Below are 23,876 nucleotides of genomic sequence, written 5' to 3'. Positions count from 1 at the left end.
ACACAAGGGATGAGGATTCCATTACCAATTAAATAATATGCAAAATATGAAAGGAATAAGTCTAGCTTTATGTATCATTTTACTGTTAGGCTGTAAGCAATCTGAGAGAACAATCGGGTTATTTGTCAACCCATCTCGGACATTTGATTTGCAAAAAATACACATTTTTGCAAAGTCCGGCACTAATGTTATTTTGGATACAGTAATCCAAAATAATCATATCGATAAGAGTGTGCTTCTTAAAAGATTCAATGTTAATTTAGTTACGGACAACACGCTTTCAATAGGAATTGGCAGCATATCTAAAAGTATTAAAATCCCAAGCAATACTCGAAATTGTGTTGATGTTTTTACGTTTTATGATGATCATACGATGATTAATAATGTCGCTTTAGGGGTTGAAAATCAACAAATTGAAAAAGGGATAATGGCTAATTATAAGCAAATTATAGACAGTTTAAAAAAATCAAAGAATGGGATATACGACAAGATTGAAATCGATGTAAAAAATAGAAGCTGTAAGTAATATACCTCTTGTAGCGCAAGTATTAGCACAAGTGTCCGCTTGTGCTTGAGATAAGACTTATAGCAAAGCCCGGCAGAAATGCTGGGCTTTGTTGTTTTATATTGCTGCTATGCTTTTCAGCTTTGCTGTCTTGATGAAAGTATCTATCGTGGTAAAAACGTGGGATCAGCTCTCCAGAGAATGAAGTAGAAGTAAACTCTTAGCTGCTCAGAGTATCGCTATTTAAACTTCTGTTTTTTAGCAAATTCTGCTCTTGTTCATTCTTTTTACGCATAATCTGGAAAAAAAAACACTCTTTCTCTGGAGTTTTTAGGTCGATTTTATAATGTGATGTCACTTGATTCGGCTTGTTCGTCAATGGATTTCTATTGTTCGTAAGACGAAATAGATCATTGGCAAATAGATTCTTTTTTGAATAAATGTATGGGCAATTTAGGGTATGTCGTGATGCAAATTTTCGATGGCCATCATATTACCTCTTATCCAAATTAATCATGATCAAAAAAAAATCTCCCCCAACCTTTATTAAACATGATGGGCAATTTCCATTGTTCTTACATCGAGTAATCAAATGGATAAACAGCTTTAAACATGCATTTATATTTGCTGTACTCCTGTGTCCTTTGACTATTTTTGGACAGGCTGGCTTCGACATCAATAAAACTTTTCCATCTCCTGATGTAGCGTCCTTGGGAGGTTTCGGTCTTGCACCTCCGAGCCCTTTTACTGGCCAAGTTGATATTTCCATTCCGCTTTATACAGTAGGTTATAAAGAGCTGCAAGTGCCAATATCATTGTCATACAGTACTGGTGGTCATAAAATCGAAGATCATCCAGGTTGGGTTGGATTGGGGTGGACTCTCAAATCTGGAGGCAGTGTTTATAGAAAAGTGAATGGACTCTATGACGAACATCCAAAACAAACACCCACAGGAACCTATACAAATGAAATTGGTTACCTATACAACTGTGGTCGTGTTGCTGATGATTTTGATAACTCTTCGGCAATTTACAATTATACATTAAATAACGCCACACCCACACAACTAACTGATAATGCATATGATGCATTTCCTGATGAGTTTATCTTTAATTTTAACGGTTATTCAGGCACTTTCTTTTTTACTAGACCCTATCATAATGGCCCTCTGGAAATTAAGGTTAAAAGCAATGGTGATTATAAACTAAAAGCCGAGATTTTGACCATAAGTAACTCTATTGAATTTGATGATTGGTTTCATACGGTTAATCAAGAAATGACCGTTTCGAGTACCGATAGAAGTATCTATAAAATAAAAATTACCGACGATAAGGGGGTTGCCTATATTTTTGGTGGCGATCCAAACGCGATCGAGTTTAGTAACAATGGCGATTATACTTTTGATTTTTATACCATCGCAAATGCTTGGCATTTAACCGAAATTATTTCGCCACTTGGGTATAAGATACAATTAAATTATAAGAAGGCAGGGCGTGTTTTTGTACAAACTAAACAAAGAAATGTTCTTTTTTACGATTATAGTTATGATTTTCATAGCAACACTTGGATATTGTTTACAAGTGGATCAGGAACTGTTCAACATACCAATGATACGGAAATCACCTCCATTTCGGTATTAAGCCCTTCCTATCTCAAATCGATAGTAACGCCTCTTCAAACCATGGAGTTTAGCTCCTCGGAAAGCACGCAATTAAACTATCCATTGCTTACCTCCAAATTAAATGATATTACTGACCCCAATTATAGGTGGGGTGCAGATGATAGCCATTGGCAAAAGCTGGATAAGATTAATATTATTGGATTGAGGCAAATTAAATTTCAATACTTAAGCGAATCAACTAGGCGCCTTCAATTAACTGGTATTGATATCACAAATTCCATAGAAGAGGAAAGATCAAAATACTCCTTTATTTATAATCCGATGCAATTGCCTGCCTATAATTCAAAAATGGCTGATCATTGGGGCTATTATAATGGACATTCTTATGCTTATGATGAAAATTATTTAACAACAAGAGATCCAAATTCGTCTTACCTCCAAGCAGAAATGCTACAAAAAATCACCTACCCGACTGGAGGGTACATGGAACTTGAATATGAACCGCACGATTATAAGAAAATAGCCAGGCAGTTTCCATTTACCATCGACTTGCAATCTGCCAATAAAATGGCAGGTGGATTAAGGATAAAGAAAATAACCGCGAGCCCCCTATATGATGGAGTGCCATTGGTTAAGGAGTATTTTTATATTAAAGATTATCTCTCAGATAGTACAAGTTCATCTGGTTTATTAGCCGGGATTCCTCAGTATACGATTTCTGGCGTTGCTAAAAGTGCTTATTATACTGGAAACTACTGGGGGGCAACTTGGGGAAGTCAGGTGATGAATTATGGGCGAATGATGGATAATAATCTTCTTCCTTTGAGCAATACAAACGGAGCACATGTAACTTATTCCGAGGTATGGGAAAAGTCTGCTGATGGATTTAAAGTTTACAAATATTCCAATCATGACAATGGTTATTCCGACAAGGCACCTAAAAAAATTATCGGGAACTATACTTCACAATGGCATGAAGAAGGATTTACAAGTATGGAATCTTTTAGGGGACTGCTTTTAAGTTCCAAAGATTTTGACCTGAATAAAAATTTGGTTAAGGAAACCACGTATCAATATGCCATTGATACGGCAAGTAGCCATTATCAAGTCCCCTATTTTTATAGAAACCTAAATTATTCTACTGGCTACCTATTGTCTAGGGTTTCGGCATGTTTGTTTTATACCAAGCCAGCGCTGTTGAAGAGTATAAATGAAACATTGTATAATGTTGCTACAAGCAGCAGTATTAATAACCTAACGGAGACGAAATTCTATACCGATAAGTTTCCGTTTGGTCCATTAGTTAACGATAATTATCAGCCATTTGAAAAGAAAACCACAAATAGTGACCTGAGCCAGGCTATCCAATCCTATGCCTATGCCAATCAGTTTTCTTATGGTTCAAATGTTTATAATAAAATGATCACTGCAAATATGGTATCGCTCCCAATCGAAAATATCAATTATCTCAAGAGAGTAGTAGGTGATTCATTAATTACATCGGCTGTAATTAGTACCTATAAAGAGTTTGATACTTTGATTTTGCCTCATCGGATACTACAGTATCATCCACTTGGTTTTTCGCTGAGTGAGAATTATTTAGAGGCTACAATTGGGGATGCCAATGGGATAACCTTTGATACCAAATATGAAGAAAAGGTCAAATATGAAAAATATGATCCTTTGGGCAATGTAAAGAGTATGCTTGTCTTTGGTACAAAAACAAGCAATTACCTTTGGAGCTACAAGGGGCAGTATCCAATTGCTGAAATTAAAAATGTACCCTATGCTGCAGTTGAAAATGTGCTCGGGACAACAGCAATCAGTACTTTTTCCAATCGGTCTACTGCTAGCCATAGTGATGTTGAAACTTTTGTTAACCCTTTGCGTTTGGGATTGGACACGGCCTTTACCACCTCGATGTCATATGAACCCTTGGTAGGGATGAGTAGTCAAACGGATCCAAAAGGTTTAACGAGTTTTTATGAGTACGATGACCAACAACGATTACTGAATATTAAAAATAAAGATGGTAATATTTTAAAAAACTATCGTTACGCTTACTTTAAGTACGCAAATGAGGTGCAATCAGGTACGTTTATCAAAAACAATTGCCTAACAGGCACAGGGTCTTCTGTTTATTATGCCATAGCCGCAGGCACTTATTATGCAACAAGTGTTGCTGCAGCGAACGCATTGGCCCAAAATGCGCTAACTTCTGAAGGACAGGCGAACGCCAATTCACTTGGGACGTGTACAGGCGTATATGCCAAAATTACATTGACCAATATAGATGAGCAATTAAGAAAACATTATGCTGATGTATATGTAAGCTTTTTTACAGATGCAGCCTGCACTATTCCATGTACGGTATCCAATTTAGCGGTTAATTACAGAAAAGAGGGTTATTCTGCCTCAACATCTGCCTTGATTAGTACAATTAACTATTCAGCAACAGCGAGTGGGACATCGTACCTATTGGGAGAGGCATTGGTTATCCAAGATAACAGCCCTGGCGGAACACCTGTAAATTATTATAGTTTTTTATTGAATACTTCATCAGGTTACACTATAGCTTATTAATCTCACGTTCATGAAAAGGATTATATTAAATTTTGCACTTGCTTTTTCGATTACGTCGATAGCGATTGCCCAGGTACCGACTGCGGGTCGTAATTATGTGATGGAGACGGTTGTAAAATCAGCCGATCATAAAACAACCGCCAGCCTATCTTCGCTACCAGTAGACAGTGCTAGTCGGATCATTCAGTATTTTGATGGATTGGGCAGGCCAATGCAGAGTGTGCAATGGCAGGGGAGCCCTTTGAAGAAGGACATTGTTCAGACGGTGGTGTACGACGCGTTGGGCAGGGAGGAGCTGAAGTATTTGCCCTATGCCGAGCAGAGTGGTAGCGATGGGAGTTTCAAGGCATCGCCTTTGAGTAGCCAGGCGAGTTTCTACGGCAGTGGTAGCTGGGATGCGAACGTGGCCAAAACGGCCTACCCTTTCAGTCGCACGGTCTTTGAGGCCAGTCCGCTGAACAGGGTGCTGGAGCAGGGTGCCCCTGGAGCGGTGTGGCAGCCTTACAGTGGTTCGATAGCAAACTCTGGCCATACGGTGCGGATGGTGCAGGGAGCAAACACGACGGGCGAGGTGGCCCAGTGGAGCGTTATCTCGGGCGGTGCCCAGACTCTGGGTGCCTATTATGGAGCAGGCAAGCTGTACAAGAGCATCAGTAAAGATGAGAACTGGAGTAGCGGCAAGTCGGGTACAGTGGAAGAGTTCAAGGATATGGAGGGCAGGGTGGTGTTGAAACGGATCTGGGAGAGCGAGAGTGTATCGCTCAATACCTATTACATCTACGATGATTTCGGGAACTTGCGCTATGTGGTTCCCCCAGCGGTCACGGCCACGAGCTTTACCGAGACGGGTGATACGAACTTCAGCAATTATATCTATGGCTATCATTACGATGGTAGAAAGCGGTTGATAGAGAAGAAGGTTCCAGGTAAAGGTTGGGATCATATGGTGTACAACAAGCTGGATCAGCTGGTGCTGAGCCAGGACAGTGTGCAGCGAACTTCGAACCAGTGGTCCTTTGTCAAGTATGATGCTTTGGGCAGAACGATCATGACGGGACTCTATACGAACGCTGGCACATGGGCGACGGTGCAGGCCCTGGTGGAGGCACATGTTGTGCTCTGGGAGGAAAGGGATAACCTGGGTATGGCGACCTATGGCACGGGCTATACAAACCTGGCCTTCCCGGTATCTGTAGCCTACTTCCATTCGCTGAGCTACTATGACGACTATGATTTCTTTGCGAACACCTTCGGACAGCCCAACGGCACTACGCAGGTGTTAGCCAGCAGAACAAGGGGACTGCCGACCGGCACCAGGACCACGGTGCTTGGCACGGGCACGATGCTGCTGACGGTGAACTACTATGACGCGGATGGCAGGGTAGTTACCACCAAGAGCGAGAACCACTTGGGCGGCACTGATGTGGTGGACAACAACTATAACTTTGCTGGCGAGCTTACCGCAAGTATCCGTACGCATACTGCAAACAGTGTTACCACTACCATTGCCAATAGCTTCACCTATGACCACATGGGTAGAAAGGTAAGCACCAAGGAGAACATCAACTCCCAGGGAGAAGTTACCCTGAACAGGTTTGTCTACAACGAGATCGGGCAGTTGAAGCAGAAGAGCCTGCACAGTACCGACGGGACCAGTTTCTACCAGAACACCAAACTGGCTTATAATGAGCGGGGCTGGATGCGCAACAGTACCAGCGGCGAGTTCAGCATGAAGCTGGGCTACGATACGCTGAGCACCCCGCAGTACAATGGCAACATCAGTACCCAGCTGTGGGGCAGCGGGACGAGTTTTCCCAATGCCTTTGGCTACCAGTATGACAAACTGAACAGGCTCACCAATGGCACCAGTACGGGGATCGCCATGAGCGAGGCATTGACCTATGATGTGATGGGCAATATCGCCAGCCTGTCCAGGGATAATGCAACGGCAGGTGTCTACGGTTATACGGGCAACCAGCTGAACTCCATCACCAGTGGTCCGTTGGCCACGGGGAGCTATTACTACGACGGCAACGGGAACGCCACCACCGACGGGCGCAACGGCGTTACGCTGACCTACAACCATTTGAACCTACCAGTTACCGCTACAAAGAGCGGGCTGAGCTTGGCCTATACCTACGATGCAAGCGGACAGAAGCTGAGGAAGGTGAGCAGCACCTTGGGGACCACGGACTATGTAGACGGCATCCAGTACAAGAACGATGGCACGATCGACTTTGTCCAAACGGAGGAGGGCAGGGCGGTGAACAACAGTGGTACCTATACCTACCAGTACAACCTATCGGACCATCTTGGAAATGTGCGATATAGTTTCGATATTTACGCTGGAGCGGTAAGACCGTTGCAACAGGACAACTATTATGCCTTTGGATTGAGGCATAGCACAACGGCAGGGACGAATAACTATTTATATAACGGCAAGGAGCTGCAGGATGAGCTGGGACAGTACGATTACGGAGCAAGGTTTTATGATCCCACCATTGGAAGGTGGAATAGTGTGGATCCAAGTTCAGAACAAGGTGGGCAGGAAAGCCTGACTCAATATCAATATGGGATGAACAATCCTGTAAGGTATACCGATCCTGATGGCAGATGTCCAACGTGTCCGATATTTTGGGCAATGGACTTATATCAGGCTGCAAAGTATAAAGTAACATCCGTCCTTGGGTTTAAAACCTATGCAGATGGTGCTGTTGCTAAGGTACGTAACGATGTGCAAAAGCAAGATCCAGATTATGTCAAAAATGTTCCAGAAAAAGTTCGCAAGATTAATGATAAAGGCAATGATATAAAGGCGTATACGAAGGTAATCCAAGGAGGGGCCGAGATAATGGATAATGCATCTACAGCAATGGGTGCATTAATGGGAGGAGTGCAGGGAACTTTTAGCCTTAGTTCTACAACTGGAAATGTGGCTACAAAAGAAGTAAATCTTTTAACGTCAGCGGAAGAAAAGTCTATAAGGAATTATGAGAAAAATATAGTTGAGCATACTGAAAAATTGGAACAGTACAAGCTTAATCCTATGAAATTTGATAATAAGGGAACTCTTCAGAATGCGCCAAAAGAATTACAGAGCAAAATTATTGCTGGCAGAGTCAATAAATTGGAAAAGGAAATAGAGAAATTTAAAGATAATATTAAAAAAATTCAACAAAATGGTAACCAAAAATGAAAATTAAATTAGCAGATTTAGAGAAAATGCTGTCCACAATTCTTTTAAACTATAAAGAGATGTATGGGAATGAAATAAAAATAGAAAATGATTATTATTGGGCATTTGACGAGAAAGAAATCTATACTATTAATGAAGAACCCAATGACTTTTCTCTTGGTCAATTGACAGATGATTGGGAAACCCTTCAACACAATTTCAAATCGGATAACTTAATCCCATACGATTTACAAAGAATTTCAAGCATTCTCACAGCTTTAAGTATTGAGAAACCTATTTAATTTAAAATTAGTTTAGTATAGCGCAAGCGTCCCACTTATACTTCAGTATACCATGTATGCTGAAGTATTTTGTTTTAAAGACAATTTTAAATCCATCCAAAAAACTTATATTCGATACTGAGTAACATATAATTTTATCACCTTGTCTCGTCCTGAAAAAGGTTTACTGTTTAGGTCAATTAGTTTCGTTAAACATATCTACAACTTTAAGATTTTTATTGTAATAATTCTTCCAAAGCCTTTTAGTCTTAATTTTTTTTATGTTGTAGCTTTAGATTTAGCTGTCCTGAACCTTTCGAGGTTCTAATCGGAATAACCCGAAATTATTTAGGCTTTCTTCTCAAAGAATCAAATTTTAAGCAGGATTGGCTTAAAAACCCCTGCTTTTTTGCATCATTCTCATTTTTTTAAATATGGGTTATCAGTAGAAAATGATAATTCATCATTAGATTCCTATTATTCGTCCATCGATATGGGCAGTTGACAAAAACATTATTTGTATTCGGAATTACTCTTTAAATTATGTTAGAAAAATTCAATGTAATTGTATGGTTGATCAGGTACTCAAAAAGAAAGTAAAAGCATATACGTTAACGGAGATCTTGGTGGTCTTGGTCATCATAGGTATCCTTGTTTTGTTGGCATTGCCCAACTTGATGCCCTTAATTACCAAGGCAAAGACGACAGAGGCTAAATTGCAATTGGAACATTTGGCTAAATTACAGCAAAGCTATTTCTACGAACATTCCAAGTACAGTACAGATTTGGTTGAGCTAGGTTTTATCCAAGAGAAATTATCCAGTGATGGCAAGGATGGCAAAGCCAACTATAAGGTAGAAATCACCTCTGCCAATAATACCAGCTTTTTAGCTAAGGCCACGGCGGTGGCAGATTTTGATGGGGATGGAGTATTCAATGTGTGGCAGATCGATCAGGATAAAACACTAAAAGAAGTAACACCAGATTAGATGCTCGCATTACAAGGGTTTACGTTTGTCATTTTGCTAACCATAGCTTGGCAGGATTTTAAGTTTAGGGCGGTGTATTGGTGGTTGTTTGTGTTTTTATTAGTTGCCCTAGGTGCATTAAAGTTAATGCAAAGTAACTGGCAAGTTTTATTAGCCGATATGAAGTATAACCTAATGTTTTTGGGCAGTCAACTGTTTTTTTTGATGCTTTATTTTTCCATAAAAGAAAAGAAGATGGTCAATATCTTCAACGGTTATTTTGGTTTGGGAGATTTGTTTTTCTTACTAAGTATTGCTACTTATTTCTCCTTTTTTAATTATGTGGTGTATTACCTCATTAGCCTTTTTGCTGTAATCTTGATGAGCATTACCATGGCGTTTTTTGTTGAAAAATCCAATCCAAAAATTCCTTTAGCAGGGGAACAGGCGCTGTTATTGATGGTTTTTATGCTGTTGGATGGTTTTGTAGAAAAAATGGACCTGACGACTGATTTGGGCTTGATTAATTATTTCAATTTATAAGATGGAATTTACGGCAGACCAGCTTCACTTAATTACAAAGGACATTGCCCTGCAGTACAGGGTTATCCCTGAATTTGCAGAAGCAAACCTATTGTCCTTATATTGTGATGAGGACAGTAGCCAAGATAATTTGATGGATGAACTACAAATCATCTTGAACAAGGACATTAAGTTAACTCCAGTTCCAAAAACTGAAATCAGTCGTCTGCTGTCGACCTATTATTTAACGGATACCGGTTTTAACCAAGAACAATCCCTATCGGCTATTACGGCAAATGATGATTTTTTGAGCACCTTGATTGAAGAGGCACGGAAACTGAAAAGCAGTGATATCCATATTGAGACTTTCGAGAAAAAATCAAGGGTACGTATCCGTATCGATGGGATGATGATAGAACGTTACCAGATTGCAAGAGAAGATTACCCCGCTCTGGTCAATAAGATCAAGATCATGGCCAATTTGGATATCGCTGAAAAACGTTTGCCTCAGGACGGCCGTATTCATTATCAATCTGCTGGTCAGGGTGCATTTGATATCAGGGTTTCGGTATTGCCAACGCTACATGGAGAGAAAATCGTATTGCGTTTACTGAGCAATACCAGTACAGATATTGATTTGAATACCCTAGGCCTTTCCCAAGAGGACATGGGGAATTATATGCAAGGCGTACAACGACCAAATGGGATCATCTTGATCAGCGGTCCAACTGGTTCGGGCAAAACCACTACACTGTATGCTACGCTTAAATTATTAAATAAAACTACCCGCAATATCCTGACGATAGAAGATCCTATAGAATACACTTTGGAGGGTATTAATCAGGTGCAGTTGAAAGAGAGTATTGGACTAGGTTTTGCCTCTGCTCTGCGTACGTTTTTACGCCAGGATCCCGATGTGATCATGGTGGGCGAGATCCGTGATCCAGAAACAGCAAATATGGCCATTCGGGCGGCATTGACAGGGCACTTGGTGTTATCTACCATACATACCAATTCTGCCTGGGGTACGGTTTCAAGATTAATAGATATGGGTATTCCTGGTTTTTTGGTAGCCAATACACTCAATACCACTGTTGCCCAACGATTGGTAAGATTACTTTGCCCCACTTGCAAAACAGAAACAAACTTTAATGTCAACCAATATCCTAAACAGTTTAAGGCACCCATTGCGCTGGATAAGCAATTTGTTGCAAAGGGCTGTACCGAATGTTATTATACAGGTTACAAAGGTCGTAAGGCCGTTTATGAAGTTATTCCAATTGATGCAGATCTAGCCTTTGAGATTAAACAGGGCAATATGGAAATAGCGCCACTGCTCAAGGAGCGGAACATCAAGACAATTGCTGAAAATGCCTTTAACTTATTTGTTGAGGGCAAAACATCCCTAGAAGAAATTTTCCCATTATTATTAGCCATCTAAATAACTATGCGTATCCTCCTTTATCGTTTACTCTTAATTAGCTCCTTATACTTTTGTTTATCTGCCCTGAGTGCAAAAGCACAAGAAAATCCAGCAGAACGTTTAGCTAAAATAGAGAACAGGTTGAAAGCATTATCGGTCATGGTGCCAGGCTTAAACCAAAAGGTGCAGCTGTCCATGTCGGGGGCTACGGCGCCGGAATTTTTGAGGGCGCTGGCCCAGTCAAATAATTTGAACATCAACATCGACCCGCAGGTGAACTTTAAGGTCTATTACAATTTTACCAATGAAACGGCGCTTAATGTACTGCTGTTTGTAGCTAAGGAATATGACTTGGATATTAATCTGATTGGTTCGATTATGACCATAACCAAAGTGCCTGTTGCTAAAACCGTAATTCCAACGAAGGAAATTAAGGTTACGTATAGCGGCGCTAATGATCATTTAGGCTTCGATTTAAGTAATGACACTTTAAGTTTAGTGGCTAAAAAGATAGGTCAATTGTCTCAAAAGAATGTGGTGGTGCCAGTAAACCTACTTTCTAAAATGGTAACAGCTTTTATCAATGCCGCACCTTTTGAAACCGCACTGGATAAACTAGCTTATGCCAATGGATTGAAATTGAACAAGACCAATGACAATGTGTATATTTTTCAGGCATTAGGCGAAGGGGAAGAAACGTACATTACAGGCGATAACACAACTGGCGTAAGAAAAGTGAATAAGGCAACAACTACAGGCACGCAAGGTAGTGCTTCAAATGTTTCAAGCGCAAGGGATACAAAAGGCGAGAAACTAATCAGTGTAGATGCCTTGAACACGCCAATCTTAGACCTGATTAAATCGGCAACTGCCGAAGCTGGAGTGAATTATTTCATTTACTCTGACATTAAGGGAACAGTTACCACAAGACTGAATAAGATTTCGTACGATAATTTTCTAACGGCTTTATTACAGGGTACAGAATATACATTTAAAAGAGAGGCTGGGGTTTATTTAATTGGAGACCGAAAGTTAGAAGGCTTGAGGTCGCACCGCATTGTGCAGTTGCAGCATCGGTCCTTGGATACAGTTCAAATGATGATCCCAACAGATTGGAAAAAAGGGGTGGAGATCAAGGAATTCAGGGAACAGAACACTTTGCTTTTGTCTGGTTCTGCCCCGCAGATCAACGAAATTGAAAATTACATTAGGCAACTGGACCGAGTGGTGCCTATGGTATTGATTGAAGTCACCTTGGTGGATATCAGAAAAGGAAAAGTAATCAAGACGGGCATAAGTGCAGGTGTTTCCGATAGTGTGAAAACAGGTGGTAGTATATTACCTGGTCTGGATTATACGTTTGGGGCAAATTCGATCAATAGCTTTTTGTCTAAATTGGGGAATAACAATTCCATTAACCTAGGTCGGGTGACACCGAATTTTTATGTCAAACTGAGTGCGCTGGAAAATAACTCCAATGTAGAAATTCGATCTGTGCCGAAGCTTTCTACGCTCAATGGTCACCTAGCAAATTTGAGCATTGGGAGTTCGCGGTATTATAGCCAGAAAACACAGAACATTGTACCTTCTATTAATGCCCAGACGGTGATTACCGAACAATATACCGAGGTAAAGGCCAACCTGGAGATCATGATCAGGCCTATTGTTTCGGGAGATGACCAGGTGACCTTAAACATTAAGGTAGATATATCAGATTTTATAGGTAATCCACCATTAAATGCCCCGCCCCCAAAATCTACCAGTACTTTTACTTCCATCATCAGAGCGAAAAATGAAGATATGATTGTATTAGGTGGGCTAGAGCGGACTGAAAACTCCGAATCGGGTTCGGGAATTCCTTTGTTGTCCCGTATTCCCATTATCAAATGGTTGTTTAGTAGCAGGGAAAAATCGAACAACAAAGTGGTCACCCTGGTGTTTATTAAACCCACTATCCTTTATTAGTGATGCCAGTAGAGAACTTAGGTCGAGTATTGGGTGTGGAGCTGAACCGATTGGAGGAAAATCAGTTCAGCTGCCGCTATTGTTTGCTTGAAAGAGAAAAAGAAAACCTGAATATCGAGCTGCAAAAAATAGTGGAGGGTACTTTGGTGGAAGTTCTTGCCAGCTTGCCGAAAAATCATCCTATTGCCTTGACCTTAACGGGGAAGGGAATCATTCATAAGAATGTTCAGCTTTCTGGTGCTAGCGAATCCGAATCGCTTTTTCAGCAGACTTTTGCTGGAATTGAACCGCAGGATTTTTATAGGCAACACTTTGGCCAGGAAGAATATTTTCTAATCAGTATCATTAGAAAACAGGTTATTGATGAACTACTGGGCAAATGCAAAGGTGCAGGACTAAGGGTGTTTGCTTTGAGTCTTGGCGGAATTGTTACCGCTCCTATCTGGTCGCAGCTCAATTGCTATGGCAGGGAACTTCAATTTGATGGACATGTATTCGACACCAGTACCGAGGGACAGTTCAAGAGCTATCGCATGGGTGCCAATGTAAAAGCAAGGTTTCTCTTGAAATTGGAGCAGGAACCGATTGTTGAGGAACATGTGCTGGCTTATGCCTCGGCTTTTCAATTGATCTTGCATGAAAAACTTTCGCTGATTGTAGCGGATGTGGATTCGGTTCATCAGGAATTTTCGGCTTTTTTGGAAAATGCAAGCCTGAAGAAGAAGGTCTTGTTGTTTTTAGGGGTGCTATTCGGATTATTATTGATTAGCTTTTTGGTGTTTGGTTATTATAACCAGCAGAATGTCATACTCAATGGGCAGGTGGGGGAGCAGGTGACTAGCGCCGATCAGATCGACCTGTTACAGAAAAGCAATGCAGAACAGATAGCCCTGTTAGGGGAACTGCACTGGAATGGAGGATTTAACTATGGTTTTTTGATGGATGAAATCGGAGAAGAGCTTCCTAGGCAGGTGCAATTGACCGCGATTGATATGAAGATTAAGCCTGAACAAGAAAAATTAACAGCTGTACCTACCCTAGATATCAAAGGAAAAACGACCAATTTAACGGCAGTCAACAACTGGATTTTTGTGTTAAAAGACAAGCCTTGGATAAAATCAGTTCGACTGATCAAGTACCAAGAAGATCAAGAATCTGAAGCATTTCAATTCAATATACAATTAACCTATTGATCATGTGGCAAAAACTAAGTGATAAGCAAAGAAAATTGGTGCTGATTGTGGCAATGCTTATTGTGGCTTACATCGCCTTTAGGTGTTCATTTGTCCCTGCCCTGAAAGCCGTTCAACTCAATCGTGAGCTTCAGCAGGTGCAAGGAGGTCATAAGGTCTCAGGAAGTAGTTTTGTGCAGCTCAATGCAGAGCATGAGTTCTATCTCAGGGCGCTAAAAGGATACAAAGTCAAAAAAGAAGATCGGGAAAATAGGTTATGGCAGACTGTTTCTGGAATGGCGCTGGCGAATGATTTACAGATTAGTTTTGATCCTGACCTCAAGGTACCAACAGATACAAGTGCTGTGTCAAATGGGGTAGTTGCTCAGCAATTTAAGTTCAAAGGGAGTTATGTTAACCTAGTCAAACTGCTGGATACCTTAAGTAAAAGCTCTGGGATTGGTAAGATTTCGCAGGTAAAACTCTCGGTCAAAATTGAAAATGAAGTCAGTATGGCGACTAATAGCTTAACACTTCAAGTTACTTTGGTAGCTATCGTACAATAAGTTCAATTGCACACTGGAGAATTTAAGGATTTTTTAAAAGTTTCAAGCAATATGAATTCATTTTCCTCGATAGAACTATATTGTCTAGACTTCTTTCTTTTTTTGACAACTCGTCTTTTCTTTCCTACCATTGACCACCTAGATAGCCATCTTAGTTCCGTTTTTTAAATTATTCCCATTATTTCGTCGTAAAAAAAAAGGATGTATTCAGTTTTTCAAATGATGGATTAGGTATTACTACTGGTTTTAGTGGTCAAAATCAAGTTCTTGTGCTGGGGAGCAATAACCGTTAACGGTTGAACCCCTAATCACTTTGCTACGATTACCCACTTTAGGTATGACCCGTCTATTTGCTCTCATCGCTCTTTCAACTTTAATTGATAGGCTATGAAAAAAAAATGCGATGTATTGCTTGCAAGAATGCAAGATGAACTTACAAGGATGGAGGGTAGGTGGATTACTGATCTGGAAACTTTGAGATCCTGTCTATTGCTCGTACAAGGTGTGCTGGATGAATTACGGGCAATAATGCGGGTGGGGTTTTCTTCAGTACAGGAGGAGATTGATTTTTTTAAGGTGATAAAGCCCAAGTGCTATAGTGAGTTGATCTATGTCACTGAACGATATGGTTTTGAAAACGGCAAGCCAGTTTTGATTAGCGATTATTTTGCGTATTGTAAGGAGCAACTGAAGTTTATCTCACGTTTTTTTCGACTGAATGAACTGATGTACCAGTATTACCGCTTGGGGGCATGGGAAATGGATTCAGTCTATTTTTTAAGGGGAGCAGATGTAAGTGGTGTTCTAGGTCTGGGCATACCCGAACTTGATCCTTCTTTTGCAACGGCGGGGGATTACCTGTTTTCCAAGTTCATGGCCTATGAAAAATTGCAGGCTTTTATTTTGGCTGAAATGCAGATTCCTGCAGGTTCTGCCAACGCTGGTCTAGTAAGTAAGAAGGGGCGTCAGCTCCGCTGGACGGGTGATGCGAGCAATTTGATCGAAATCCTATATGGAGTTTTCGAGACCAAGCAGTTCAATGATGGACAGATCGATATATCTGATCTGGTGGACGTGTTCGGTAAGGTATTCGAGATCAATCTTTCCAATTATTTCCAAAGGTTTGCCAAGATCAAGCAGCGCAAGCTGGTGTCAAAGACAAAGTTCCTGGAGGAGATGGTGGTAGCGGTAGCTAAGCGGATTGATGATGCGGACGCCTATGTGCCCTCCTGGGCAAAGTAATCCAATTTTTCTTGGGTTATCTACTGGGTTATAAACCGCTTTCGATTTTGAGGTTTTGGAATTTTGGTTCCGATAAGAGCAATTCAGCACTTAGAAAAATAGAAGGATATGTTACAACAGTTTACTTGGGGAGCTTTTCTGCTGGCCTCGTTCGTGCTCAGTTTTTTATGGTACTGCTTTGTGCTTTTGGTATTCTATCGCAGGGAAGTTTTTGGCCTTTTCGGGGATGGGCTTTCCGAACGGTTGCCCCACCGTTGGGAAAAGGGATTAGAAAGTCTAGAAGAGAATGCTGGTGGCGGGTTGGGTGAAGGTAGGTTGGTAAGTTCGGATTCGCTGATGGGAAGATCGGCGATGCCCGAGGGAATGGCGGTTTTGGGAATGGGGCAACTTTCTTTTGGCGGAAACCCGGATGGCAGGTATGAACAGGTCGGACTGGTAGCGGATGTGATCCAGGAGCTTAAATTGATTTTTGCACGGCTGGAAAAAGAGGCGGGCTCTAAGCTAGATTTCTTTCGAATGCTGGAAAAGGTGAAGGAAGATTATGGGAAGATCGGGGCGCATCCCAATGTGGGTGCAATTAATGAGTTTATTGCCGCCCATGTGCCGTTCCATCTAAGTTCAGAGGAGCTGGAGAATTTATGGTACTAGTTGGTTTTTAAGGGATTTTATATGAAAAGATTAAGAGAAAAAAAAGGGTTTAGGTTTCGGGTATTGGTGATTGCGCTATGCTTGGTTTTAGTAATGATCTGTGGACTATGTTTTGGGCAAGATGGCAATGCTGGGATTCAGGAAGCGACAAATAAGGTGAAGGGGTACTTTGATACGGGCTGCGATTTGATGTATGCCATTGGTGCAGTTGTGGGGGTGATCGGTGCGGTGAAGGTTTTTTCCAAGTGGAATGCAGGAGAGCCTGATACCAATAAGGTGGCTGCGGCCTGGTTCGGTTCCTGTATCTTTTTGGTGGTCGTAGCTACCGTGCTGAAGTCATTTTTTGGGATTTAAGGGTTTTGGTTATGGCTAGTGTATACAAAATCAATAAAGGGGTTTCCAAACCCATAGTCTTTAAGGGATTAAAGGCGCAGTATATTGCCTATCTGGCGGTGGGATTGGTGTTTTTATTGGTGCTTTTTGCGGCACTTTATATTGCGGGGCTTTCGCTGTTTGTGGTACTGCCGTTGATCCTTTCTTTAGGTTCGGGGCTGTTCTTTACGGTATTTAGGTTATCGCATAAGTTTGGCGAGCATGGGTTAATGAAATACTTTGCAAAGCGTGGTATTCCTAGGTTCATTAGGTTTAGTTCACGTAGGGTATTTATTACGCTGAAAGGAGGTGCTCATGAAAGAGGCTAGGGATTTATTGCCAATCTATAAGATCGAGCATAAGTGTATTTTATCCCGTCAGGGAGATATTACTGTTGGCTTTAAGGTTGCATTGCCAGAAATCTTTACCCTATCGGATCGGGATTATGAAAGCTACCACCAGGCGTGGATAAAAGCGATAAAGCTGCTTCCTCAGCACTGCGTTTTCCATAAACAGGATTGGTTTTGTGCAGGTAGCTATAAGGCTGATTTTGGTGCTGCTCGTGATAGTTTTTTGTCTCGTTCTAGTGAGCGCTTTTTTAATGAGCGGGAATGCTTAGACCATTCGTGCTATATCTTTTTGACCAAAAAGCCGCTTGGCAGGAAATTGTCTTCTTCGGTGTATAGCAACGTTTTGCGCAAGAGTATTGCACCAGCGCAGACTATTCAAGGGTCTTTGGCTTCGGATTTTCTGGATTCAGTTGGCCAGTTTGTTCGGGTCATGGAGGATTCTGGGTTTGTTTCTTTGATCAGGCTTGCCGATGATGAACTGGCGGGTACGGCAAATATGCCTGGGATACTAGAGCGTTATTGTTTTTTGTTGGAAGAAGGACAGGCTTCGGTGATCCGTGACATCCATTTGAAGGATGAGATCAGGGTTGGCGATAAGGCATTGGAACTGTATACGCTTTCTGATGTGGAAGATTTGCCAGCATTGTGTGGGTCTCGGATCAATTATGACAGGTATTCTACTGATAGGACAAAGTTTTCGGTGGGATTTGCCTCCCCCCTTGGGCAACTGTTGCCCTGCAACCATATCTTTAACCAGTATGTGTTTTTGGGCGATCCTTCGGTAACCTTAAAAAGGTTAGAGGCAAAGAAATTGCGCTTGCAGTCGCTTTCTGGTTATTCCCGTGAAAATGCGATCTCTAGGGATTCGGTGAATGATTTTCTGAACGAGGCGATTGCCTCGGGCAGGCTTCCGGTCAAGGCGCACTTTAATGTGCTGGCTTGGAGCGATGAAGCGAGTGGTCAGGCTGATCTTCGCAACAAGGTGTCTTCTGCCATGGCGCAACTGGATGCGGTGACAAAACAGGAAACCGACGGGCAGGCGCAGATCTGGTTTGCGGGATTGCCGGGCAACGAGGCAGATTTTCCGATGAACGATACGTTTGATACTTTTCTGGAACAAGCAACCTGCTTTTTTAACCTGGAGTCGAATTACCGTTCTTCTGTTTCTCCCTTTGGTATTCGTCTGGGTGATCGATTGTCTGGCCGCCCGGTGCATGTGGATATTTCAGATGAGCCGATTTCCTTGGGTGTTGCGACCAATCGCAACAAATTTATCTTGGGGCCTTCGGGTTCGGGAAAATCGTTTTTTACCAACCATATGGTAAGGAGCTATTATGAACAAGGGGCGCATGTGGTGCTGGTAGATGTTGGGCATAGCTACAAGGGGCTTTGTGATCTGGTGGACGGCTATTATTTTACCTATTCGCAGGAAAATCCGATTGCCTTTAATCCTTTCTTTTTATCCGATGGTGATGTGCTGGATACCGAAAAAAAGGAGAGTATCAAAACTTTGCTTCTGGCGCTCTGGAAAAAGGATGATGAGAATTTTAGGCGCTCGGAGTATGTGGCACTTTCCAATGCATTGACTTTATATTTTGAGCATCTTGATTCCCGTTCGGACATATTTCCCTGTTTCAACACCTTTTATGAGTTTTTGCAGAGCGAGTACCAAGAGGTGCTATCTGCATCCAAGGTAAAGGAAAAGGATTTTGATATGGCAGGGTTTCTATATGTGCTATCTCCTTATTACCGAGGCGGGGAGTTTGATTACCTTTTGAATGCAACAGAGAATTTGGATTTATTGAACGAGCGTTTTATTGTGTTCGAGCTGGACCAGGTGAAAGACCATCCGATCTTGTTTCCCGTGATCACTTTGATTATTATGGAAGTATTTATTTCCAAGATGCGCAAGCTCAAAGGTGTTCGCAAGGTGATTTTGCTGGAAGAAGCGTGGAAGGCGATTGCTAAAGAGGGAATGGCCGAATACATCAAGTACCTGTTCAAGACCGTGCGTAAGCATTTTGGTGAAGCAATTGTGGTGACCCAAGAGGTGGAAGATATCATTTCCTCTCCCATCGTTAAGCAGGCAATTATCAATAATTCCGACTGTAAGATATTGCTGGATCAAAGTAAATACCAGAACAAGTTCGACCAGATTCAAGAGCTGTTGGGTTTGACCGAAAAGGAAAAGGCGCAGGTGCTATCGATGAACAAAGCGAATGATCCAAAGCGGAAATACAAGGAGGTATTTATTTCCATTGGCGGTCAGCTTTCAAAGGTCTATCGTACCGAAGTTTCATTGGAAGAGTACCTCGCATATACCACCGAAGAGCGAGAAAAGGTGCAGGTGAACGATTATGCAAGGCGTTATGGCTCGATCCAAAAAGGGGTTGCCGTTCTAGCGAATGAATTGCGCCAGCAATCATGAAGACAGTTGAAAACATAAAAAGAAACTGAATAACTGCGGACTAAATAAAAAAAGCTATGAAAAATTTAAGGATAACAATTGGTGTAGTGGTTTTGGGCTGTGCGTTTTTGCTTGGCTGTTCATCGGACAAGGTTCGGGATTTTATGCCTGGGGTGTATGTGAATTCAGCTGGTGGGGAGTTCTCGGTGGCGAGTGATACGCTGGAAGTTGAACAGGTCGAAGGAAACAATTATGTGATCAACCGCAGGACTGGCTTTAATCTGGTTACTGATGGAAAGCTCGGGAAAAGGGAATACGAAGTTGAAAAGTGGAGCGCAGTGTATAGTCTTGATACCCAAGTGCTGACCGAGACCAAAAAGGGAAAACTGATCTCGTTTTTTCCCGATAGCGGCTCGCTCAGTGTCGGCCGACGGGTGTACAAAAAGATTGATTAGGGATAAAAAATTAACGTGAAAAATATTAAAGAAATAGAAATGAAATTTTTGAAGTGTATGAAAAAATTTATGGTCATACTCCCCTTGAGTACCATGACGCTGTTTGTTGCACTGCCCGTTGGGGCAAATGCCCAGGTAGTGGTACTGGAAGTGATCAAGGTGGGAGTTAAAAAGGTAATCAAGGCGATGGATCTGAAAGTCCAGCGCCTGCAGAATGAAACGATCTGGCTACAGAATGCGCAGAAGGTTTTGGAAAACCAACTCTCTAAACTGAAGCTGACGGAGATTTCCGATTGGACTCAGAAGCAGAAGGAACTCTACTCAAAGTATTACGAGGAGCTTTGGAAAGTGAAATCGGCAATCGTCTATTATAAGAGGCTGAAGGAGCTCTCGGCTAGGCAACTGGATATTGTGGAGGAATACCGCTGGGCGTGGAGCCTGTTCAATAAAAGTGGTCACTTTTCGGTGGACGAGCTTACTTCGATGGAAAAGGTGTATTCGGGGATACTCACCGAAAGCGTGAAAAATGTAGACCAGATCCTGGTGGTGGTGAATTCTTTTAGGACTCAGATGAGTGATGCGGCAAGGCTGGAACTGATCTCTGAGGCAGCAAAGGAAATGGAACGCAACTGGTCGGACCTGAAAAGGTTCAATAGGGAAAATAGCCTAATAAGTATACAGCGTGCCAGGTCTTTGGAGGAGGCTGCTAAGTTAAGGGAGCTTTATGGATTAGAGGATTAATGCGCTGCTTTGGAAATTGGCTGGCCGAAGACCAGGTAGTTACCATCGGGGTCGCTGATGGCAAAGTCCCGTAAGCCGTATTCACGGTCTCCTATGGGGTAAACGATTTTGACCTGTTTTTCAAGCAGGGAATTATAGTAGCTGTCGATCTGGTCGATGTCGATGCAGATATGACCTTGCCCTAGGGATTTCTTGATGCCATCGTTTCCCTGCCCGCAGAGGTGTATGGTTGCTTCTCCCGAACAAATGCCAGCATAATCGCCAAAAGTAAAGGCATGATGGAATCCAAGTACGGTGGTGTAATAAAGGATCGATATCTCCAGATTGGAAACATGGAATACGGTGGCCGAGGAAGTTGCTTTCATGGGATTGGATTGATGAACGAATTTAATAAAAACAAAATGAAAAAGATTACAAAAATAGTGGCGGTGCTAGTGCTGTTAATGGGACTTTTTGTCCAGAGCCACGCGCAGACCTATGCTGAGTTTTTTAGGCAGAAAAGAACGCAGGAAAAATACCTTTTGAAACAGCTGGCCTATCTAAAGCTGTATGCGGGCTATCTTAAAAAGGGCTACGATGTGGTGTCGGACGGACTAGGTACGATCAAGGGGTTTACCGCTGGGGAGTTCGGATTGCATGAGACTTTTATTAGCTCTCTTGCTTTGGTTAATCCCTTGATCAAAAATGATTATAGGGTTTTGGAGATTGCCTCCATGCAGGGAAAGATTTCAAGGGCTTTTGATTTAATGCTTCACCTTGATCTGGGCAGTTCGAACCTGGTTTATGTTCGTTCGGTTCGTGATGGTGTTATAGCAGAATGCAACACCGATTTGGATGAACTGCTACTGGTGGTTTCGGCTTCTGGTTTGGAAATCAGTGACCAGGAGCGGCTTTCAAGGCTTGCAAAGGTGCACAGTTCAATGAGTGAAAAGCTGGAATTTGTTTCGGGGTTTTATGTCGAAGTGTCTTCTATTGCGCAGTCTGGCAGGGATAGCAAAAGCGAGGTTTTAAAATTAAGGAGGTTATATGAAAAGAATTAGAAAGATCGGGTTTTTAGGGGCTTTGCTTTTTCTGCTGTGTGGAGGTGTTTGCTTTGGCCAGTCTTCAGAGGCAACGCAACTGCTGCTTAACGTAGAAAAGCTGTCCCAACTGAAGAACATCCTGTCCGATATGAAAAAGGGATATACCATTGTTTCGAGTGGTTACCGTTCGGTGAAGAATATCGCCGAGGGGAGTTTTTCTTTGCACGAGGTTTTCTTGGATGGGCTGATGCTGGTGTCGCCGGAGGTGAAAAAATATGCTAGGGTAGCAGACATCATTTCCTATCAGAAGAATATTGTTTCAGAGTACAAGCGGGCACTAAAGGGTTTTCGTGCAGCTGATGTGTTTTCAGCGGATGAGCTGTCCTATGTGAGTTTGGTGTATGAGAACCTTTTTGATCAGAGCTTGCAGAATTTGGATGATCTGGCAATGGTGATTACTTCTTCTAAGTTGCGCATGAGCGATGATGAAAGGCTTCGGGCGATTGACCGGATATTTCTGGACACACAGGATAAACTGATGTTCCTCCGGAACTTCAACTCAGAAGCGAATATGCTTTTATTGCAGAAGAAAAAGCAGAAAAAGGAAATTTCCCAGTTCAAAGGCCTTTACTGATTTAAACTAGAAAATTATGAATAGAAAGTATTTTTTAAGCACCGTTTTGGTGCTGATCGGGATGGTATTGCCTTTGGTTTCCTTTGGGCAGGGGGTTTCAGAGTCGCTTCGAGGAATGCAGCCCGTTCTGGACAGGGTGTATTCAGAGATGATGCCGCTCTGTGCTCGGCTCATCGATGTTGGTCGAGGGCTAGCAGGATTTGGAGCGCTTTGGTATATCGGTTCTAGAGTTTGGAAACAGCTTGCCCAGGCCGCGGCGATTGATTTTTATCCCCTGCTTCGTCCGTTTGCCTTGGGCCTTGCGATCCTGATGTTCCCGATGGTGATTTCGCTGATGAACGGAGTATTACAGCCTACGGTTTCAGCAACTGGAGCAATGGTAAAGGATTCCAATAAGGCGATCGAAAGGTTATTGGCTGAAAAGGAAGCGGCCTTGAAAAAGACCAAAAAGTGGCAGGTTTATGTGGGGGAATCAGGTGATGGTGACAGGGAGAAGTGGTATAAATACCGACATCCTAAAGACCCCAATGGTGATGATGAAGGGTTTTTGGACGGGATGGCCAATGACATTAGTTTCTATATGGAAAAGCAGCAGTACAACTTTGAGAACTCGATCAAAAAGTGGATGAGCCAGGTGCTGGAAGTGCTGTATGCCGCGGCTGCTTTGTGCATCAATGTGGTTCGGACGTTTATGCTGATCGTGATGGCAATCTTGGGGCCTTTGGTTTTCGGTTTTGCGGTGTTCGATGGGTTCCAGCAGACCTTGACGGTTTGGATTGCAAGGTACGTGAACATATTTCTTTGGCTTCCCATTGCCAATATCTTTGGGAGCATACTGGGCAAGATCCAAGAAAATATGTTGCGTTTGGACATTTCCCAGATCGATTCCGCTGGAGATACCTTTTTCTCATCGACCGATATTGCTTACCTGATATTCCTTTTGATTGGCGTGGTAGGTTATGCTTGTGTACCGTCTGTAGCAAACTATGTTGTCCATGCTGGAGGGGGAAATACGGTGGTGCAGAAAGTGAATTCAATCATTTCTGGAAGCTCTTCTGCTGGGATGCGAGGCGCTTCGGCAGGTGCGGGAATGGCGGCCGATGGCCTTGGTGATCTGGCAAGAAAGGTAAGCCAAGGTTATGCGGCGCAGAGCACGGGCGATTATTTCCCTGATGGCGGAAGTGCTCATCAGCGGGATAGGCTCTCGGGCAAACAGTCTTAGG

The 23,876-nt window shown here is 42.3% G+C and carries 21 protein-coding genes; 20 read left to right on the top strand and 1 reads right to left on the bottom strand.

The genetic code is table 11. The features are described from left to right. The first annotated feature begins 46 nt into the window (after nucleotides 1–46). The 17 genes from GM921_RS09830 to GM921_RS09750 all read left to right on the top strand — a co-directional run bounded on the left by GM921_RS09830 (nucleotide 47) and on the right by GM921_RS09750 (nucleotide 20,997). Complete coding sequence (locus GM921_RS09830) at nucleotides 47–526, top strand: hypothetical protein (RefSeq protein ID WP_182922474.1); 480 nt, start codon at nucleotides 47–49, stop codon at nucleotides 524–526. 494 nt (nucleotides 527–1,020) lie between these two features. After that, entirely contained in the window at nucleotides 1,021–4,710 is a 3,690-nt protein-coding gene (locus GM921_RS09825) for a DUF5977 domain-containing protein (RefSeq protein ID WP_182922473.1), read from the top strand. A gap of 10 nt (nucleotides 4,711–4,720) precedes the next feature. Continuing rightward, complete coding sequence (locus GM921_RS09820) at nucleotides 4,721–7,906, top strand: DUF6443 domain-containing protein (RefSeq protein ID WP_182922472.1); 3,186 nt, start codon at nucleotides 4,721–4,723, stop codon at nucleotides 7,904–7,906. Then, nucleotides 7,903–8,187: a hypothetical protein gene (locus tag GM921_RS09815; RefSeq protein ID WP_182922471.1), complete on the top strand. Its 285-nt coding sequence runs from the start codon at nucleotides 7,903–7,905 to the stop codon at nucleotides 8,185–8,187. The genes GM921_RS09820 and GM921_RS09815 overlap by 4 nt, the downstream gene beginning before the upstream one ends. Before the next feature lie 548 nt (nucleotides 8,188–8,735). Beyond that, nucleotides 8,736–9,155 carry a type IV pilin protein gene (locus tag GM921_RS09810; RefSeq protein WP_182922470.1) on the top strand — a complete coding sequence of 140 codons (420 nt, stop codon included), beginning with the start codon at nucleotides 8,736–8,738 and terminating at the stop codon, nucleotides 9,153–9,155. Beyond that, a complete protein-coding gene (locus tag GM921_RS09805) occupies nucleotides 9,156–9,677 on the top strand; it encodes a hypothetical protein (RefSeq protein ID WP_182922469.1) in 522 nt (173 codons plus the stop codon). 1 nt (nucleotide 9,678) lies between these two features. Continuing rightward, nucleotides 9,679–11,097, top strand: a complete 1,419-nt coding sequence (locus tag GM921_RS09800; RefSeq protein WP_182922468.1) for a GspE/PulE family protein — start codon at nucleotides 9,679–9,681, stop codon at nucleotides 11,095–11,097. Between the two features lie 6 nt (nucleotides 11,098–11,103). Then, entirely contained in the window at nucleotides 11,104–13,044 is a 1,941-nt protein-coding gene (locus GM921_RS09795; RefSeq protein WP_182922467.1) for a type II secretion system protein GspD, read from the top strand. Between the two features lie 2 nt (nucleotides 13,045–13,046). Further along, complete coding sequence (locus tag GM921_RS09790; protein WP_182922466.1) at nucleotides 13,047–14,237, top strand: PilN domain-containing protein; 1,191 nt, start codon at nucleotides 13,047–13,049, stop codon at nucleotides 14,235–14,237. A 2-nt stretch (nucleotides 14,238–14,239) separates the two neighbouring features. Further along, nucleotides 14,240–14,782, top strand: coding sequence for a hypothetical protein (locus tag GM921_RS09785; RefSeq protein ID WP_182922465.1), 543 nt, complete (start codon nucleotides 14,240–14,242; stop codon nucleotides 14,780–14,782). A 387-nt stretch (nucleotides 14,783–15,169) separates the two neighbouring features. Further along, on the top strand, nucleotides 15,170–16,024 hold the full coding sequence (locus GM921_RS09780; protein WP_182922464.1) for an RteC domain-containing protein: 855 nt from the start codon (nucleotides 15,170–15,172) through the stop codon (nucleotides 16,022–16,024). 108 nt (nucleotides 16,025–16,132) lie between these two features. Beyond that, nucleotides 16,133–16,672 carry a hypothetical protein gene (locus tag GM921_RS09775; RefSeq protein ID WP_182922463.1) on the top strand — a complete coding sequence of 180 codons (540 nt, stop codon included), beginning with the start codon at nucleotides 16,133–16,135 and terminating at the stop codon, nucleotides 16,670–16,672. A gap of 21 nt (nucleotides 16,673–16,693) precedes the next feature. Further along, nucleotides 16,694–17,026: a DUF4134 domain-containing protein gene (locus GM921_RS09770; RefSeq protein WP_182922462.1), complete on the top strand. Its 333-nt coding sequence runs from the start codon at nucleotides 16,694–16,696 to the stop codon at nucleotides 17,024–17,026. A gap of 11 nt (nucleotides 17,027–17,037) precedes the next feature. After that, nucleotides 17,038–17,373, top strand: a complete 336-nt coding sequence (locus GM921_RS09765; protein ID WP_182922461.1) for a DUF4133 domain-containing protein — start codon at nucleotides 17,038–17,040, stop codon at nucleotides 17,371–17,373. Continuing rightward, nucleotides 17,360–19,822 carry a TraG family conjugative transposon ATPase gene (locus tag GM921_RS09760; protein WP_182922460.1) on the top strand — a complete coding sequence of 821 codons (2,463 nt, stop codon included), beginning with the start codon at nucleotides 17,360–17,362 and terminating at the stop codon, nucleotides 19,820–19,822. The genes GM921_RS09765 and GM921_RS09760 overlap by 14 nt, the downstream gene beginning before the upstream one ends. A gap of 56 nt (nucleotides 19,823–19,878) precedes the next feature. Then, entirely contained in the window at nucleotides 19,879–20,256 is a 378-nt protein-coding gene (locus tag GM921_RS09755; RefSeq protein WP_182922459.1) for a hypothetical protein, read from the top strand. Between the two features lie 15 nt (nucleotides 20,257–20,271). Further along, on the top strand, nucleotides 20,272–20,997 hold the full coding sequence (locus GM921_RS09750; RefSeq protein ID WP_317170973.1) for a conjugal transfer protein TraI: 726 nt from the start codon (nucleotides 20,272–20,274) through the stop codon (nucleotides 20,995–20,997). Here the strand turns inward: GM921_RS09750 and GM921_RS09745 are convergent. Next, nucleotides 20,994–21,362 carry a VOC family protein gene (locus GM921_RS09745; protein ID WP_182922458.1) on the bottom strand — a complete coding sequence of 123 codons (369 nt, stop codon included), beginning with the start codon at nucleotides 21,360–21,362 and terminating at the stop codon, nucleotides 20,994–20,996. The genes GM921_RS09750 and GM921_RS09745 overlap by 4 nt on opposite strands. 36 nt (nucleotides 21,363–21,398) lie before the next feature. Between GM921_RS09745 and GM921_RS09740 the strand changes: the two genes are divergently transcribed. From GM921_RS09740 to traJ, 3 genes are read left to right on the top strand one after another with little or no spacing between them, the layout of a single operon-like run. Continuing rightward, nucleotides 21,399–22,037 (top strand): hypothetical protein, encoded by a 639-nt coding sequence (locus GM921_RS09740; RefSeq protein WP_182922457.1) that lies wholly within the window; start codon nucleotides 21,399–21,401, stop codon nucleotides 22,035–22,037. Continuing rightward, on the top strand, nucleotides 22,024–22,653 hold the full coding sequence (locus GM921_RS09735; protein ID WP_182922456.1) for a TerB family tellurite resistance protein: 630 nt from the start codon (nucleotides 22,024–22,026) through the stop codon (nucleotides 22,651–22,653). Before GM921_RS09740 ends, GM921_RS09735 begins: the two co-directional genes overlap by 14 nt. 16 nt (nucleotides 22,654–22,669) lie before the next feature. Then, nucleotides 22,670–23,875 (top strand): conjugative transposon protein TraJ, encoded by a 1,206-nt coding sequence (traJ, locus tag GM921_RS09730; RefSeq protein WP_182922455.1) that lies wholly within the window; start codon nucleotides 22,670–22,672, stop codon nucleotides 23,873–23,875. The last annotated feature ends 1 nt before the right edge of the window (nucleotide 23,876 follow it).

The sequence above is a fragment of the Pedobacter planticolens genome, assembly GCF_014172375.1.
GTDB lineage: Bacteria > Bacteroidota > Bacteroidia > Sphingobacteriales > Sphingobacteriaceae > Pedobacter > Pedobacter planticolens.
The sequence above is the reverse complement of the archived record's forward strand: the minus strand, read 5'-3'. Positions and strand labels throughout refer to the sequence as shown.

Excerpts from the sequence above, each read along its gene's own strand:
- GM921_RS09830 (WP_182922474.1), top strand. The coding sequence starts at position 47 with ATGAAAGGAATAAGTCTAGCTTTATGTATCATTTTACTGTTAGGCTGT.
- GM921_RS09825 (WP_182922473.1), top strand. The coding sequence starts at position 1,021 with ATGATCAAAAAAAAATCTCCCCCAACCTTTATTAAACATGATGGGCAA.
- GM921_RS09820 (WP_182922472.1), top strand. The coding sequence starts at position 4,721 with ATGAAAAGGATTATATTAAATTTTGCACTTGCTTTTTCGATTACGTCG.
- GM921_RS09815 (WP_182922471.1), top strand. The coding sequence starts at position 7,903 with ATGAAAATTAAATTAGCAGATTTAGAGAAAATGCTGTCCACAATTCTT.
- GM921_RS09810 (WP_182922470.1), top strand. The coding sequence starts at position 8,736 with ATGGTTGATCAGGTACTCAAAAAGAAAGTAAAAGCATATACGTTAACG.
- GM921_RS09805 (WP_182922469.1), top strand. The coding sequence starts at position 9,156 with ATGCTCGCATTACAAGGGTTTACGTTTGTCATTTTGCTAACCATAGCT.
- GM921_RS09800 (WP_182922468.1), top strand. The coding sequence starts at position 9,679 with ATGGAATTTACGGCAGACCAGCTTCACTTAATTACAAAGGACATTGCC.
- GM921_RS09795 (WP_182922467.1), top strand. The coding sequence starts at position 11,104 with ATGCGTATCCTCCTTTATCGTTTACTCTTAATTAGCTCCTTATACTTT.
- GM921_RS09790 (WP_182922466.1), top strand. The coding sequence starts at position 13,047 with ATGCCAGTAGAGAACTTAGGTCGAGTATTGGGTGTGGAGCTGAACCGA.
- GM921_RS09785 (WP_182922465.1), top strand. The coding sequence starts at position 14,240 with ATGTGGCAAAAACTAAGTGATAAGCAAAGAAAATTGGTGCTGATTGTG.
- GM921_RS09780 (WP_182922464.1), top strand. The coding sequence starts at position 15,170 with ATGAAAAAAAAATGCGATGTATTGCTTGCAAGAATGCAAGATGAACTT.
- GM921_RS09775 (WP_182922463.1), top strand. The coding sequence starts at position 16,133 with ATGTTACAACAGTTTACTTGGGGAGCTTTTCTGCTGGCCTCGTTCGTG.
- GM921_RS09770 (WP_182922462.1), top strand. The coding sequence starts at position 16,694 with ATGAAAAGATTAAGAGAAAAAAAAGGGTTTAGGTTTCGGGTATTGGTG.
- GM921_RS09765 (WP_182922461.1), top strand. The coding sequence starts at position 17,038 with ATGGCTAGTGTATACAAAATCAATAAAGGGGTTTCCAAACCCATAGTC.
- GM921_RS09760 (WP_182922460.1), top strand. The coding sequence starts at position 17,360 with ATGAAAGAGGCTAGGGATTTATTGCCAATCTATAAGATCGAGCATAAG.
- GM921_RS09755 (WP_182922459.1), top strand. The coding sequence starts at position 19,879 with ATGAAAAATTTAAGGATAACAATTGGTGTAGTGGTTTTGGGCTGTGCG.
- GM921_RS09745 (WP_182922458.1), bottom strand. The coding sequence starts at position 21,362 with ATGAAAGCAACTTCCTCGGCCACCGTATTCCATGTTTCCAATCTGGAG.
- GM921_RS09740 (WP_182922457.1), top strand. The coding sequence starts at position 21,399 with ATGAAAAAGATTACAAAAATAGTGGCGGTGCTAGTGCTGTTAATGGGA.
- GM921_RS09735 (WP_182922456.1), top strand. The coding sequence starts at position 22,024 with ATGAAAAGAATTAGAAAGATCGGGTTTTTAGGGGCTTTGCTTTTTCTG.
- traJ (WP_182922455.1), top strand. The coding sequence starts at position 22,670 with ATGAATAGAAAGTATTTTTTAAGCACCGTTTTGGTGCTGATCGGGATG.